The sequence below is a fragment of the Streptomyces sp. NPDC007875 genome (assembly GCF_042868035.1).
GTDB lineage: Bacteria > Actinomycetota > Actinomycetes > Streptomycetales > Streptomycetaceae > Streptomyces > Streptomyces antimycoticus.
Window position 1 is genome coordinate 66,150 of sequence record NZ_JBIADZ010000016.1, and the last position, 14,364, is coordinate 80,513.

A 14,364-nucleotide genomic window follows, 5' to 3' on the forward strand; every position below is an offset into this window, starting at 1 on the left:
GAATGCGTTGCCCGTCGGAATCTACCGGGCGTTGGGCCGGTCCTCCCTCGCGGGGATCGCCCAAGCCCATCACGACCACCGCGGCCTGCCCGACGTCATCGTCCTCGGCCCTCGCCGGCACCCGCCCACGCACGCCCCTCCCCCACGCCCACAGGGCCGGGAGCGCCATGTCCGATTTCCGCCAGCACGCTTCCCCTGCCAGGGCGCACAGTGGAGGTGTGATGAGCGACGACAGCAGGTACGAGGCGGTGTGCAGCCGCGACGCACGGTTCGACGGCGAGTTCTTCTTCGGTGTCGCCACGACCGGGATCTACTGCCGACCGAGCTGCCCCGCGACCACGCCCCGGCGCAAGAACGTCCGGTTCTTCCCGACCTCGGCCGCCGCGCAGGGCGCGGGGTTCCGGGCCTGCCGCCGCTGTCGGCCGGACGCCGTGCCCGGCTCCGCCGACTGGAACGCGCGGGCGGACGCCGTCGGCCGCGCGATGCGGATGATCGGGGACGGGGTGGTGGACCGGGAGGGAGTGGCCGGGCTCGCGGCGCGGCTCGGCTACAGCGCCCGGCAGGTGCAGCGGCAGCTCACCGCCGAGCTCGGCGCCGGGCCGGTCGCGCTCGCCCGCGCGCAGCGCGCCCACACCGCGCGGATCCTGCTGCAGACCACCGCCCTGCGGGCCTCGGAGATCGCCTTCGCGGCCGGATTCTCCAGCGTCCGGCAGTTCAATGACACGCTGCGCGAGATCTACGCCGCCACCCCCACCGAACTCCGTGCCGCCCGGCCCGCGAAGTCCTCCCTGTCCGGGCCCGCGGTGGCCACCGGCGGGGTGCTGGGGACGAACGGCGGGACGGCGGGGGTGCCGCTGCGGCTCGCCTACCGTGGCCCGTACGACACCACGCAGGTCTTCGACTATCTCGCCCGGCGCGCCCTCACCGGCCTGGAGGAGATGGTGGGCACCCCAGGCGCCCGGACCTACCGCCGCACCTTGCGGCTGCCGCACGCCTGCGCGATCGTCGAGATCGACGAACGGCCCGGCGACGGCTGGCTGGAGTGCCGGCTGCGCCTGACCGAGCTGCGCGATCTGACCACCGCCATCCAGCGCATCCGGCGCCTGTTCGACCTGGACGCCGATCCGTATGCGGTCGCCGAGCGCCTCGGCGCCAACGCCGCACTCGCGCCCCTGGTGGGCGCGCGGCCGGGGCTGCGTTCCCCGGGCACCGCCGACCCCCATGAACTCGCCGTGCGCGCCGTGCTCGGCCAGCAGGTCTCGGTGGCCGCCGGGCGCGTGCTGGGCGATGCGCTGGTCGCCGCGTACGGGAAGCCTCTGGCGCGGCCCGACGGCGGGCTCACGCATCTCTTCCCGCGCGCGGAGGATCTGGCCCAGGCGCCGCTCACCGAGCTCGGCATGCCGGAGAGCCGACGCGCCACGCTCCGCACGCTCGCCACCGCGCTCGCGGACGGCACGGTGCGGCTGGACGCCGGGGCCGACCGCGACCGGGCCGAGAAAGAGCTCCTGGGGCTGCGCGGCATCGGTCCCTGGACGGCCGGTTACGTCCGGATGCGGGCGCTGAGCGACCCCGATGTGCTGCTGGAGTCGGATGTCGCCGTGCTGGCCGGGGCCCGCGGCGCCGGGGCGCATCTGGAGGACTCCGAGGGCTGGCGGCCCTGGCGCTCGTACGCCATGCACCACCTCTGGAACGCCCCGCGGGCCCGGCCCGAGTGAGCGCCCCCGAGCGGAACCGCGCCCACCAAGTCGTCGGTACGGCGGTGTGGGTGATGGCGGCGGCGGTGACGTGTGTTCTCAAGGTGCGCGGGGCAGGACGGCGTACCGCATGCGCGCCGGGCAATCCGCTGCCGGGCCGGTGAGGGTGCGCGGGCTCAGCCCGCCGCCAGGTCGCGGGCCCTGCGCAGCCCGGCGGTGACATCGGCGAGGGTGGCGCAGTCTCCCACCGCCGCCCCCGCGGGCAGGACGAGATCCGTCGGGGGGCGGCGGGCGGCGACGGCGTCGGCCAGGTCGGACAGCGCGGCCCGCAGCCGGGCCGCGAGGGCGGGCTCGGGCTGCGGGGCGCCCTGATCGAGGCGTACGCCGCAGGCCGTGGCCGCGTCCACGATCTCCTCCAGAGCGAAGACCACCGGCGCCCATGCCGCCAGGTCCCGGCCGAACGGCGGGTGTTCGGCGCTGGCCACCTCCACCGCGCTGCGCGCGTCGGCGAGGGCGCGGTAGGCCTCGCGGCGCAGCCGCAGCCGGGTGGCATACGGCGCTTCCGCGGTCAGCACCCGGTCCAGGTGGTCGCGGGTGGCGCGGACGGCGAGCGACAGTCGCACGGACACCTGGGCGCGCGGCCCGCCGAGTCCGGGCAGCGCTCCGGCGGCCAGCACCACACCGCAGGCCAGCAGCGTGTCGGTGAGCCGGGTGAACCCGGGGTCGGTGTCGCCGCCGAGGTAGACGAGGGAGAGCAGAAGCGGTGTGAGCACGGCGGTCTGCAGGGCGAAGTGGCGTACGGAGACGGGGATCAGCGCGGAGCAGACCGCCGCGACGACGACCGGCCAGATGGCGGGGGCGCCCGCATCGGGAGTGGCGCCCGCGCCGGGGCTGAACAGCGTGGCGAGCCCGCCGAAGGCGGCCACGCCCACGGCGGTGCCGAGCGCGCGGGAGACGGCCCGGGAGACCAGCGGGCCCATGTCGGGCTTGACCAGGAAGGCGGCGGTGGCGGGGAGCCAGTACCAGTGCTCGCCCGGCAGTTGCTGGGCGAGCACGGTGCTGACGCCCACGCACAGGGCCACTCGGGCGGCGTACTCCCGGCCCGCCGGGCCGAGCGCGCGGCGCAGCCGCTGCCGGTGGCCGGGGACGACCGCGCCGACGGGGGGCGCCGGTTCGCCGTCGAAGACCCGGGCGGCGAGCAGCACGGCCCGGTGCATGGCCACATTGCCCGCGGTGTCGGGTACGGGGGCGGGCAGCCGGCCCGGTGGCAGTCCGGTCCGCACCGAGCGGGCCAGTTGGGCGGGGGTGCGCGCGACGCGGTCGGGTACCGGTCCATTCTCCCACAGGAGGGTCAGGACGCCTTCGCTGAGTGCTCCGGCCACCGCCAGCCGGTCGCGCAGCCGCCGCTCCTCCTCGTCGAGGCGGTGGAAGGGGAGCCGGTGGGCGTAGAGGGCTCCGTACGCGGCGTCGTAGGCGGCGGTCAGCCGGCGCCGGGCGGCCTGGCCGCCTTCGGTGCCGACCGCCGTCATCAGGTCGGCCAGGGCGTCGTATACGGCGGCCACCGTTTCCCGTTCACCGGAGGGCGCGGTCTGACGTGAGGGGATGACACGTGGCAGCATCGTGGCCATCGCGATCACCCATACGGCGCCGATGAGCAGCAGGCCCGCCTTGACCGGCGGGGGCACCGGGACGGGCATGCCCGCGCCGACCACGGCGAGCACCATCAGCTGCACCCCGGCGGCGGAGCTGACCGGCCCGATGGCGCTGATCGCGCCGGAGACCAGTCCGACGGCGGCGAGGGCGAGCGCGATCCATATCCCGAGGCCCAGTGTGCCCAGCCAGGCCCCGGTCAGCAGGCCGACGGTCCCGGCGAGGGCGGGTAGGCCGATGCGCACGATCCGGGTGGCGCGGGTGGCGGGGCGGTCGTTGACATGGGCGAACATGGCCCCCAGCCCGGCAAGCATCCCGAAGGGCAAATGTCCCGACGCCACGCCAACGGCCACCACCGGTCCCACGCCGAGGGCTCCGCGGGCCACCGCCGCCCAGGGTATGGGGTCCCGCAGCGCCCGATCCCCGCGCAGGGGGTGCGTCAGCCAGTCGGGCGGTGTGGGCAACGTGCGCAAGGATCCTCCGTGAGGTGGAAATCGTGGGCCTCTTCGAACCGTACGTGAGCAATGCGGAACTTTCGTAACCTGCGTATTTCCGCCATGTGAGGCGCTGATGCCCCACCTCGCGCCACGGCGGTCCGCGACCCGGATACCCGGGTGTGACCTGGTGGTTTGGACGGACTCCCCGGGTCGGCCGGACGGCCTGCCCAGGGTGCACATGCCAGGCTCATATGTCTCGCTGCGTGGCCAGCTTCTTGCGGAGCGTGTTGTGCTGGGTACGCAGGAGAACTAGCCTCCCTTCCGCCCGTTACCGAACATTCGTCTGGTAACCGACTTCCGTTGATCCCCCAGTGCCGGAGAACGCCATGCAGGTGACCTTGCATCAGGACAAATGCGTCGCCTCGGGGCAGTGCGTGCTCGCCGCCCAGGACGTGTTCGACCAGCGGGACCTGGACGGTGTCGCCGTCCTCCTCGACGATCGCCCGCCGGCGGAACTCCACGACGACGTGCGTCAAGCGGCCGCCGTCTGCCCCGCCCTGGCCATCGCCCTGGCCGACGCGTGAACACACCGGGGAACGTCGTGGTCGTGGGCGCCTCGGTCGCGGGGCTCACCGCGGCCGTCACGCTGCGCACCCTGGGATACGACGGAAGGCTCACCCTCATCGGCGACGAGCCCCACACCCCCTACAACCGGCCGCCGTTGTCCAAGCAGATCCTGGCGGGCACCTGGGAGCCGGACCGGATCAAGCTGCGCACCGACGAGGAGCTGTCCGACCTCGACGCGCGGCTGCTGTTCGGCAAGTCCGCCACCGGTCTGGACACCGCCGCCCGCCGGGTGGTGCTGGAGGGCGGCGACAGCGTCTCCTACGACGCCCTGGTCATCGCCACCGGCGTCACCCCCAACAGCCTGCCCGGCGCCCACCATCTGGCCGGGGTGCATCTGCTGCGCACCCTCGACGACGCCCTCACGCTGCGCGCCGATCTGCGCCACAAGCCCGATGTGAAGGTGGCGGTGGTCGGTGCGGGTTTCCTCGGCTCGGAGGCCGCGGCGGCGGCCCGCAGGATGCAGCTGGACGTCACCATGATCGACCCCCGGCCGGTGCCGATGCGGCGGCAGTTCGGCGACCGGATCGCCGGTCTCGTCGGGCGGCTGCACACGAAGAACGGCGTGTCCATGCGCTGCGGCACCGGGGTGCGGCGGTTCTTCGAGTCCGGCGGCCGGGTGACCGGTCTGGAGCTGACCGACGGCACGCTGCTCGACGCCGATGTCGTGGTGGTCGCCATCGGGGCCGCCCCGGCGATCGGCTGGCTGGCCGGATCCGGACTGGAGCTGGGCAACGGTGTCGAATGCGATCCCACCTGCCGTGCCGCGCCCGGTGTCTACGCGGCCGGTGATGTCGCCTCGTGGCACAACGACCACTTCGGCTGCCGGATGCGGCTGGAACACCGGCTGAACGCGACGGAACAGGCCCAGGCCGTCGCCCGCAATGTGCTCGGCGAGGGCCAACCGTTCGCCCCCGTGCCGTACTTCTGGACCGACCAGTACGACGCCCATATCCAGGCGTACGGCATATTCCCCGCCGATGCCGAGCTCGCCGTGCTCCACGGCGAGCTCGAAGGCGGCCACTTCGTCGTGGCCTACGGACACCGCGGCCGGGTGGTCGGGGTGCTCGGCTGGAACAGCCCGTGCGAGCTGCGCAAACTGCGTCAACTCGTGGTCGACCGGGCACCATGGACATCGATCCTGCCCACCCCGCCTGCGGTGTGGCCCGGCCGACACCTCTCGGCCAGTCTCCGGTGACCGCGACGTCAATTTCCGGCCATGCGCTCTCGCGACCCTGGCGGGGTGCTGCGTCGTGTTCTCGTCCAAGGTGTCGCCGTCGCTCCGGGTCACTGCCGGCTTCTCGGGCTCGCTGGGTCAATGGCCCTGGCGGCGGGCGGGGCGGCGGCCGGAGCGCTGCCGGTGGGGGACGCCCTCACCCCTGACTCCCAGAGAGAGGCGCTCGGGCTGATCAGCACCTATTTCGGGCTGGTGCTGCTGGTCGCGGCGTGGTGGCTGCTGGGGCGCGAGGTGCGCGGACCGCGGCCGCCCGGGCCCCGCTCCCTGCTGCTCACGCTCGCCACCTGGGCGGCTCCGCTGCTGCCCGGGCCGCCGCTGTTCAGCCGGGATGTGTACAGCTATCTCGCCCAGGGCGCCATGGTGCACGCCCGCATCGATGTCTACACCCACGGCCCCATACGGCTCGGCGGGCCGCTGGCGGACGAGGTGGCGCCGGTGTGGCAGCACACCCCGACGCCGTACGGCCCGGTCTCGCTGGCCTTCGAATCCGCCGTCGCCCACGCCTCGCGCGCCGAGCCGTCCCTCGGGGTGATCGGGCTGCGGCTGATCGCGCTGCTCGGTGTGGCGGTGATGGTTCTGGCGCTGCCCATTCTGGCCCGCCGCTGCGGCACCGACCCGAGCGCCGCCCTGTGGCTGGGGGCGCTCAACCCTCTCCTGCTGCTGCATCTGGTGGGCGGGGCGCACAATGATGCCGTGATGCTCGGGCTGCTCGGGGCCGGGCTGGTGGCCGCGACGGGCCGATGGCCGGCCTGCGGCGCGGTGCTGGTCACGCTCGCCGCCCTGGTCAAGGCTCCGGCCGCGCTGGGGCTGCTGGCGGTGGCCACGCTATGGGTGCGCCGGGTGGAGGGCCGCAGGCGCCGCGTCGGCGCCGTGGCGGCCACCGGGGCGCTGGCCCTGGCCACCACTGGAGTGGCGACGGCCGTCGCCGGCACCGGCTATGGCTGGATCTCCGCGCTCACCACCCCGGCCTCACCGGACAACTGGGCGCTCACCAGCACCCTGGGCCGCGCCACCGGCGCCCTGCTGCAGGCCGTCGGCAGCGGTCTGGCTCCGCTGGCCGCGCCCGCGTGGCACGGTCTGGGGCTGCTGGCCACCGCCGTGGCCGTAGGGATCGCCTGGCTGCGTCCACCCCGCCCCCGGCCCGTGTACGCGCTGGGGCTGAGCCTGATGGCGGTGGCCGTGCTGGGCCCGGCGATCCGGCCCTGGTACGTGCTGTGGGGGCTGTTCGTGATCGCGGCGGCCGGGCCGGGCGGAACGGTGCGCAAGGCAGTGGTGGCCGGGAGCGGGGTGCTCACGCTGGCCGTGCTGCCCAACGGGTTCGCGCCCGATTCGCGGCAGCTGACGTTCGCCGTGTGCGGGGGCGTGCTGGCGGTGTGCGCGCTGTGGTGCGCACGGCGCGCACCGGGGTTCGCCACCGGCACCCCGCTCTCCGCCCTCCACGGCGGCCACCGATCGGAGCGTTCGGCATGACGGGGCCCACCACATCTCGCGGACGGCTGGTACTGGCGCTCGCCCTCACCGTGGCGGTGGGGCTCTTCCTGGCCTTCGTCCCGCTGCACCGCGACTGGTTCGACCTGAACGTCTACTACGGCGCCGTGGGCCACTGGCTGCGGGACGGCCGTATCTACGACTTCACCATCCCCGGCGCGGACGGAGCCGACTACGGCTTCACCTATCCGCCCTTCGCCGCGCTGTGCATGCTGCCGATGGCCCTGTTCGACTGGCCGGCCGCGATCACCCTGAGCATGGTGCTCAACGTGGCGGCCTCGGCCACCCTGCTGACCTGGCTGATCGGCCCGATCGTCCGCCGGCACGGCTGGAACAAGTGGTTCGCCTTCGTGGTGGCGGCCTGTCTGTTCGCCCTGCTGGAGCCGGTGCGGGACACCTTCAGCTTCGGGCAGGTCAATCTGCTGCTGCTGGTGCTGGTGTTCTTCGACGCCTGGCTGCTGTCCACGGGGCGCGGCCGGTTCGCCGGGTGCGGTATCGGACTGGCCGCCGCCATCAAGCTCACCCCGGCGATCTTCATCGGCTATCTGCTGATCACCCGGCGCTGGCGCGCCGCCGCCACGGCGACGGCCACCGCCGCGGCCGCCACCCTGCTCGCCCTGGCGGTGGCGCCGGGGGCCTCACGGGTCTACTGGACCGAGGCGCTGTGGGACACCGACCGGATCGGTGTGCTCAGTTACGTCTCCAACCAGTCGTGGGAGGGGGTGCTGGCCCGGCTGGTCGACCCGGTTCCGCCGAGCGGTGTGGTGTGGGGGCTCGGGGTGCTCGCCGTGCTGGCCGTCTGGGCGCGCCGGGTGCGCTGGGCGGCGGCCGCCGGGGACGAGCGGGCCGGATTCGCGCTGACCGGGGTCGCCGCCTGTCTGATCAGCCCGATCACCTGGGTGCACCATCTGGTGTGGCTGATTCCGGCCCTGGCGGTGCTCGTCGACAGCGGGCTGCGGCCGGACGCACCACCGGCCCGGCGCAGGCTGCTGCTCCGGATCTGTGCGGTGGTGTACGTGCTCCTCTGCAGCAGCGTGGTGTGGCTGTGGCGGTTCGACTCCACCGGGGTGGACGGCTTCCTCGGCAGCAACGCCTATGTGTGGATCTGCCTCGGCCTGCTGATCGCGCTCCCGCTGCGCGGCGGGCGTTCCGCGAACATGCTGAGCCAAGAGCCGTATCCGGCACGTATCCCATGACCAGAGGAGTGTCCGGACCGATGCCTGATGTGATGCCGTGCCCCACGGGGCAGCCCCTGGACCAGCCCGAGGAGCACCCCAAGGAGCGGGCGGGGCGCTGGGCCCTGCTCCGGCGGCTGCCGCTGCGCCGGATCCTGTGCCTGCTGCCGCTGCTCGTCGTCGGTTACTGGGTGGTCCAGCACCGGTCGCTGATCGGCTCCGGGGCCCGTCAGATGTTCACCGCCAATCCGTACTGGCTGCTGACGGCGCTGGCCACGACCGGGCTCGGCTGGGTGGCGGTGTCATTCGCCCGGCAGGGCACAGTGCTGGAGCGGCTGCCGGCCAGGCGGCTGTTCGCCACCCAGTTCGCCGCGGGAGCGGCCAATCATCTGCTGCCGTCGGGGATCGGCGCGAGCGCGGTGAACATCCGGTTCATGACCGGCTGCGGGCTGCCGCCCGCCCGTTCCTCGGCGGCGCTGGCCCTGTACTTCCTGGCGGAGGCCACGACCCGGGTGGGGCTGCTGGTGGTGCTGCTGCTGGTGTTTCCCCAGGCGCTGCGGCTGGGCCCGCTGCTCCCGGAGTCGGTGAGCGGGATGGTGGTGGCCGGCGCGGTGGTGGCGGCCGGGGCGCTGGTGGCCGGAGTGGCGCTGATCCGTCCGGTGCGCAGGATCGTGGTGAGGTTTCTCCGCACCGCGATGGCCGACGCCCGGTCGCTGCACATGCGGCCGTCCAGGGCGCTGGCGCTGTGGGGCGGTTCGCTGGCGTTTCCCCTGCTGCAGGCGGCGGGGCTGGTGGCGGTCGCCCTGGCGCTGGAGCTCGAGGTGCGGCCGGCGCATGTGATGCTCGCGTATCTGGCCGCCACGGCGGTGGCCGCGGTCGTCCCCTCCCCCGGTGGTATCGGCTCGGTCGACGCGGCGCTGGTCATCGCGCTGGTCGCGGCGGGGGCGCCGGTCGAGGCGGCCACGTCCACGGTGCTGGCGTACCGCTTCATCACGGTATGGCTGCCGCTGATCCCCGGGGCGCTGGTGCTGGGCGGGCTGGTGCGCTCGAAGATCGTCTGACCCGGCGGGGTCAGGGCCGGCGCAGGGTGAGGACGTCGTCGGGCCGGACGTCGATATGCGAGCCGAGGCCGGATCCGGCCTGGTCGAGGGTCGCGCCCAGCCATGCGGCATCCTCGTGGCCGGTGTGCTCCAGCCGCATCCGTCGTGATCGCAGGGGCACCATGCGCAGGCTCATCAGGCGGCCGGTGTCCGGGTCCACCTCGGGGAAGTAGAGCAGCCGCAGATCGTCGCGGTACTGCTCGTGGCCGCCGATGCCCTCGTAGTCGTCGACCACGTCGCCGCAGCCGTAGAGGATCAGCTTGCCGCGGTACACCTCGAGCGGGCGGGGGTGATGGGAGGAGTGGCCGTGGACGAGGTCCACACCGCCGTCGATCAGGGCATGGGCGAAGTGGATCTGGTCCGGTGAGACGCCGTATCCCCAGTTGCCGCCCCAGTGGACCGAGGCGACGGCGATGTCGCCGGGGTGGCTGAGCTGCCGTACGCGGTCGGTGATCGCGGCGGCGCGGGCGTCCGACAGATCGGGCAGGAAGTCGACCCCCGGCCGGTTCCCGGCCGCGGCCCACCGGCCCGGAATGCCACTGGAGGCCACGCCGAACGAGAACACCAGCACCCGGCGGTGGTCACCGGCCGGGACGACGGCGGGGCGCCGCGCGGCGGCCGCGTCACGGCCCGCCCCGGCCACCCGGAGTCCGGCCGCCGCCAGGGTGTCGAGCGTCTCCTCCAGCCCGCGCCGGCCGCCGTCGAGCACATGGTTGTTGGCCAGGACGCAGACGTCGGGCCGGACGGCGGTCAGGCAGGGGAGGTTGTCCGGGCTCATCCGGTAGTGGACGTCCTTCCCCGGGGCGAATTCACCGCTGCGGGTGACGCTCGTCTCCAGGTTGAGCACCCGCACATCGGGTTCCTCCTCGTCCAGTACCGCCAGGGCGTCGCCCCAGGGCCAGCAGAAGTCGACCGGGCGCGGGATCGGGCCGTTGGCCTCCTCGGCCAGCTCGACATAGGCCCGGGAGTCGCGGATGAAGGGCTCGTGGAGCTCCGGGTCACCGGGGTGCGGCAGGATCTGGTCCACACCGCGGGCGAGCATCACATCGCCGCAGAGGAACAGCGTCACCGCCGTGCCGTACATATCTCAACGATCGCATAGCCCGCCATGAGTGACCGTCGCCATGGCGGGGACCCGGGGGTGGACGCACAGGGAGGTGCGGCGGATGAACAGAGCGGAGACGAGTGAGAGCCCGCTGCGGCCCCGGGACCTGGAGGAGGCCGCGGCCCGGCTCTCGGAGCAGGCGGACCGGCTGCGGTCGCAGCTCGCCCGGACGGAGGAGGCCGCGTCCGCGTTGCGCGCGGACTGCGATCTCGACGCGGGGGACACGGGCGCGAAGGCCATGACGCTCCGGGAGCTGCGCACGCGCGCGGAGGCGGATGAGGCCCTGCTGGAGCGGACCGTCGCGGCGCTCGACCGGCTGCGCGCCGGATCCTTCGGGATCTGCACGCGATGCGGCCGGCCTCAGGGCCGGGAGCGGTCGCTGGCCCTGCCCCACACGGAGCTGTGTGTCGTATGCGCCGAGGAGCGGGAGGCGGGACCGGGTGGATGAGGCACGCCCCGCTCAGGGCGTCCTCACTCGCAGCGTCCCCGCTGACGGCGTCCCCGCTCACGGCGTCTGGGCTCGGGGCGGTGGTCGCCGGGGCAGTGGCCACCAGGGGCGCGGTCGCCGGGGACGGGGGCGCTACGCGGCACGCGCGCCCACCTCCTCGCCCAGGCGGGCGCAGGTGCGGCTGATGAGCCGGGAGACATGCATCTGGGAGATGCCGAGCCGGTCGGCGATCCGGCTCTGGGTCTCGTCGCAGAAGAACCGCAGGTAGAGAATCTCCCGCTCACGCTCGGGGAGCCTGCGCAGGCAGGGCTCGAGGGATTCACGCTGGACCACCCGCTCGTAGGAGGACTCGGTGGAGCCGAGGGTGTCCACCAGCGCGTAGCCGTCGTCCGCGCCGCGCAGCGCCGCGTCCAGCGACAGCGTACGGAAGCTCTCGAGCGCCTCCATGCCGACGAGGACGTCCTCCTCGGCCATGCCGGTGTGCCGTGCGATGTCCTTGACGCCGGGCGAACGGTCGTCCGGTGAGCGGGTCAGCTCCCGGGCGGCGGTGCGGACCCGGTTGCGCAGCTCCTGGACCCGGCGCGGCACGTGCAGGCCCCACATGTGGTCGCGGAAGTGCCGCTTGACCTCGCCGACGACGGTCGGGACGGCGTAGCCCTCGAAGGCCGAACCCCGGTCCGGCTCATAGCGCTTGACCGCCTCGACCAGACCGACCATGGCCACCTGCCGCAGGTCCTCGGGCGTTTCACCGCGGTTGCGGTACTGCGAGGCGATGCGCTCGGCCATCGGCATCCAGGCCCGGACGACTTCCTCCCGCAGGGCCTCCTTCTGCGAGCCGTCCGGCAGTTCGGCGATCCGGCGGAAGGCGCCGGAGGTGTCGGGGGCGTCGTCGTGCGCATGCTTGGGGTGGGCTCGGGGATGTGCTTGTACGGACGTCATGAGCCGGTGCCTCCCTTGACTGTTGTCCGTGTCACCACGGGAGACATTCCAGACAACTCGGGCGACCGTGAACACGCCTTGCCCAGCCGGGCTGCTCCCGTGGCGCGCCTCCGGTCCGAAGCACACTGCTCGCGTGCCCGCCTTCGGCCCCGCGAAACGGAGTTCGCCCCGGCGGATACCGGCTCATCCGATGCGTCACGCGTCACAACGGTCCGGGAGGCGCCGGTAGGAGCGGTGGAAGCGTGCACGGGGGGCGCGGCAGAGTTTCAGCCCGCGATCAAGATTTACGGAGGCTTTCCCGCCGTTTCGCCCATTTGCCGTTGTCCGTACCGTCCCGGCGGAACAGACTGCACCGATTCCGCTACTTCCCCTCGCACGCCATAGAAGACCGGAGCGCCATGACCTCCTTCGATCGTCGACGATTCATGCAACTGGCCGGGGCCGGTGCGGCCACCTCCCTGCTCTCCGCCAGCATCGCGCGCGCCGCGGAGATACCCGCCAACCGCCGGACCGGAAGCCTGCGGGACATCGAGCACATCGTGGTGCTGATGCAGGAAAACCGTTCCTTCGACCACTACTTCGGCACCCTGCGCGGGGTGCGGGGATTCGGCGATCCGCGGCCGGTGCGGCTGCCCAACGGCAAGCCGGTATGGCACCAGTCGGACGGCTCCAAGGAGGTCCTGCCGTTCCGGCCAGAGGTGAACGACCTCGGACTGCAGTTCCTGCAGGACCTGCCGCACGGCTGGGGCGACGGCCATGTCGCGTTCAACGACGGCGCGTACGACAAGTGGATCCCCTCGAAGTCGGCCACCACCATGGCGTACCTGACGCGCGAGGACATCCCCTTCCACTACGCGCTGGCCGACGCCTTCACCATCTGCGACGCCTACCACTGCTCGTTCATCGGCTCCACGGACCCCAACCGCTACTACCTGTGGTCCGGTTACACGGGCAACGACGGCAAGGGCGGCGGCCCGGTGCTGGACAACGCGGAGGCCGGCTACAGCTGGACCACCTACCCCGAGCGCCTGGAGAAGGCCGGGATCTCCTGGAAGATCTACCAGGACATCGGCGACGGGCTGGACGCGGACGGCGGCTGGGGCTGGATCGACGACGCCTACCGCGGCAACTACGGCGACAACTCCCTGCTCTTCTTCAACCAGTACCGCAACGCCTCGCCCGGCGACCCGCTGTACGACAAGGCCCGCACCGGCACCAACGCCAAGAACGGCGACGGTTTCTTCGACATCCTGCGGGCCGATGTGAAGGCCGGGAAGCTGCCCCAGGTCTCCTGGATCGCGGCGCCCGAAGCCTTCACCGAGCACCCCAACTGGCCCGCCAACTACGGCGCCTGGTACATCGCGCAAGTGCTGGACGCGCTCACCTCCAACCCCGAGGTGTGGAGCAAGACCGCGCTGCTCATCACCTATGACGAGAACGACGGCTTCTTCGACCACGTGATGCCGCCGTACGCGCCCGGCGACAAGCGGGGCGGTTCGACCGTGGACACCGCCGGGGAGCTGTTCCCCGGCTCCTCCTCGCAGCCCGCGGGCCCGTACGGGCTGGGGCAGCGGGTGCCGATGCTCGTGGTGTCGCCGTGGAGCAAGGGCGGCTGGGTGTGCTCGCAGACGCTGGACCACACCTCGGTCATCCGGCTCATGGAGCGGCGCTTCGGTGTCCAGGAGCCGAACATCTCGCCGTGGCGGCGGGCGGTGTCCGGCGACCTGACCGCGGCCTTCGACTTCTCGCGGACCGACCTGAAGGTCCCGGCCATGCCGGACACCAGCGGCTACCGGCCCAAGGACAACGACCGGCACCCCGACTACGTGCCGGCGCTGCCGGAGCACCCCTCGCTGCCCCGGCAGGAGCCCGGGCTGCGCCGCGCCCGGCCGCTGCCGTACGAGCTGTCGGCCGATGCCACGACCGCCGCCGACGGCGGCCTGCGGGTCGACTTCGTCAACCACGGCCGGGGCGCCGGGGCGCACTTCCACGTGACCTCCGCGAGCCATGCGGGCGGGCCGTGGGGCTACACCGTCGAGGCGGGCAAGCGGCTGTCCGGCAGCTGGCAGCGCTCCTCGGCGGACCAGGGCGCCTATGACTTCCAGGTGCACGGTCCGGCCGGTTTCCTGCGCCACTTCACCGGCCACGCCACCGACACGGGCCCCGAGGTGAGCGCCCGTCACGACCGGGCGACCGGGGAAGTCGGGCTGACCCTCGTCAACCAGGGCGACGCGACGGTGCGGCTCACCGTCACGGACGGCTACGAGAAGGAGAAGCCGGTGCACTACCGGCTTCGGCCGGGGGCGCGGGTGGTGCACACCGTGCGCACCGGGCGCAGCCACCAGTGGTACGACCTGTCGGTGGTCTCCGACCACGACAGCGGCTATCTGCGCCGGCTGGCCGGGCATGTGGAGACCGGCCGTGCGGGGATGAGCGACCCCGCGCTCTCGGCGGACTGAACCACCGC

Annotated in this window: 11 protein-coding genes; 8 read left to right on the top strand and 3 right to left on the bottom strand. The window is 73.1% G+C overall.

The window, feature by feature from the left end:
- Positions 1-221: 221 nt before the first annotated feature.
- A complete protein-coding gene (locus ACFYOY_RS29360) occupies positions 222-1,715 on the top strand; it encodes an AlkA N-terminal domain-containing protein (protein WP_351885450.1) in 1,494 nt (497 codons plus the stop codon).
- A 155-nt stretch (positions 1,716-1,870) separates the two neighbouring features.
- Here the strand turns inward: ACFYOY_RS29360 and ACFYOY_RS29365 are convergent, their stop codons facing one another.
- On the bottom strand, positions 1,871-3,817 hold the full coding sequence (locus tag ACFYOY_RS29365) for an FUSC family protein (protein WP_351885447.1): 1,947 nt from the start codon (positions 3,815-3,817) through the stop codon (positions 1,871-1,873).
- A gap of 350 nt (positions 3,818-4,167) precedes the next feature.
- Here ACFYOY_RS29365 and ACFYOY_RS29370 point away from each other — a divergent pair, with 350 nt between their 5' ends.
- Genes ACFYOY_RS29370 through ACFYOY_RS29390 form a run of 5 tightly spaced genes read left to right on the top strand, consistent with a single transcriptional unit; the run spans position 4,168 to position 9,366 of the window.
- Positions 4,168-4,365: a ferredoxin gene (locus ACFYOY_RS29370; RefSeq protein WP_059148697.1), complete on the top strand. Its 198-nt coding sequence runs from the start codon at positions 4,168-4,170 to the stop codon at positions 4,363-4,365.
- Positions 4,362-5,603: an FAD-dependent oxidoreductase gene (locus ACFYOY_RS29375; RefSeq protein ID WP_351885444.1), complete on the top strand. Its 1,242-nt coding sequence runs from the start codon at positions 4,362-4,364 to the stop codon at positions 5,601-5,603. The genes ACFYOY_RS29370 and ACFYOY_RS29375 overlap by 4 nt, the downstream gene beginning before the upstream one ends.
- A 21-nt stretch (positions 5,604-5,624) precedes the next feature.
- Positions 5,625-7,112: a polyprenol phosphomannose-dependent alpha 1,6 mannosyltransferase MptB gene (mptB, locus tag ACFYOY_RS29380; RefSeq protein ID WP_388590550.1), complete on the top strand. Its 1,488-nt coding sequence runs from the start codon at positions 5,625-5,627 to the stop codon at positions 7,110-7,112.
- Positions 7,109-8,326 carry a glycosyltransferase 87 family protein gene (locus ACFYOY_RS29385; RefSeq protein WP_388590552.1) on the top strand — a complete coding sequence of 406 codons (1,218 nt, stop codon included), beginning with the start codon at positions 7,109-7,111 and terminating at the stop codon, positions 8,324-8,326. The genes mptB and ACFYOY_RS29385 overlap by 4 nt, the downstream gene beginning before the upstream one ends.
- Positions 8,327-8,346: 20 nt before the next feature.
- Complete coding sequence (locus tag ACFYOY_RS29390; RefSeq protein ID WP_351885438.1) at positions 8,347-9,366, top strand: lysylphosphatidylglycerol synthase transmembrane domain-containing protein; 1,020 nt, start codon at positions 8,347-8,349, stop codon at positions 9,364-9,366.
- Between the two features lie 10 nt (positions 9,367-9,376).
- Here ACFYOY_RS29390 and ACFYOY_RS29395 read toward each other — a convergent pair whose 3' ends face one another.
- On the bottom strand, positions 9,377-10,489 hold the full coding sequence (locus ACFYOY_RS29395; RefSeq protein WP_351885435.1) for a CapA family protein: 1,113 nt from the start codon (positions 10,487-10,489) through the stop codon (positions 9,377-9,379).
- An 82-nt stretch (positions 10,490-10,571) separates the two neighbouring features.
- Here ACFYOY_RS29395 and ACFYOY_RS29400 point away from each other — a divergent pair, with 82 nt between their 5' ends.
- Positions 10,572-10,958, top strand: a complete 387-nt coding sequence (locus ACFYOY_RS29400) for a TraR/DksA C4-type zinc finger protein (RefSeq protein ID WP_351885432.1) — start codon at positions 10,572-10,574, stop codon at positions 10,956-10,958.
- Positions 10,959-11,090: 132 nt separating this feature from the next.
- On the opposite strand, the gene ACFYOY_RS29405 is transcribed toward ACFYOY_RS29400, so the two are convergent.
- A complete protein-coding gene (locus ACFYOY_RS29405) occupies positions 11,091-11,897 on the bottom strand; it encodes a SigB/SigF/SigG family RNA polymerase sigma factor (protein WP_351885429.1) in 807 nt (268 codons plus the stop codon).
- Positions 11,898-12,295: 398 nt separating this feature from the next.
- Between ACFYOY_RS29405 and ACFYOY_RS29410 the strand changes: the two genes are divergently transcribed.
- The gene (locus ACFYOY_RS29410; protein WP_388590555.1) at positions 12,296-14,356 is read left to right on the top strand and encodes a phosphocholine-specific phospholipase C; all 2,061 of its coding nucleotides are present in this window, start codon (positions 12,296-12,298) and stop codon (positions 14,354-14,356) included.
- Positions 14,357-14,364: the final 8 nt, after the last annotated feature.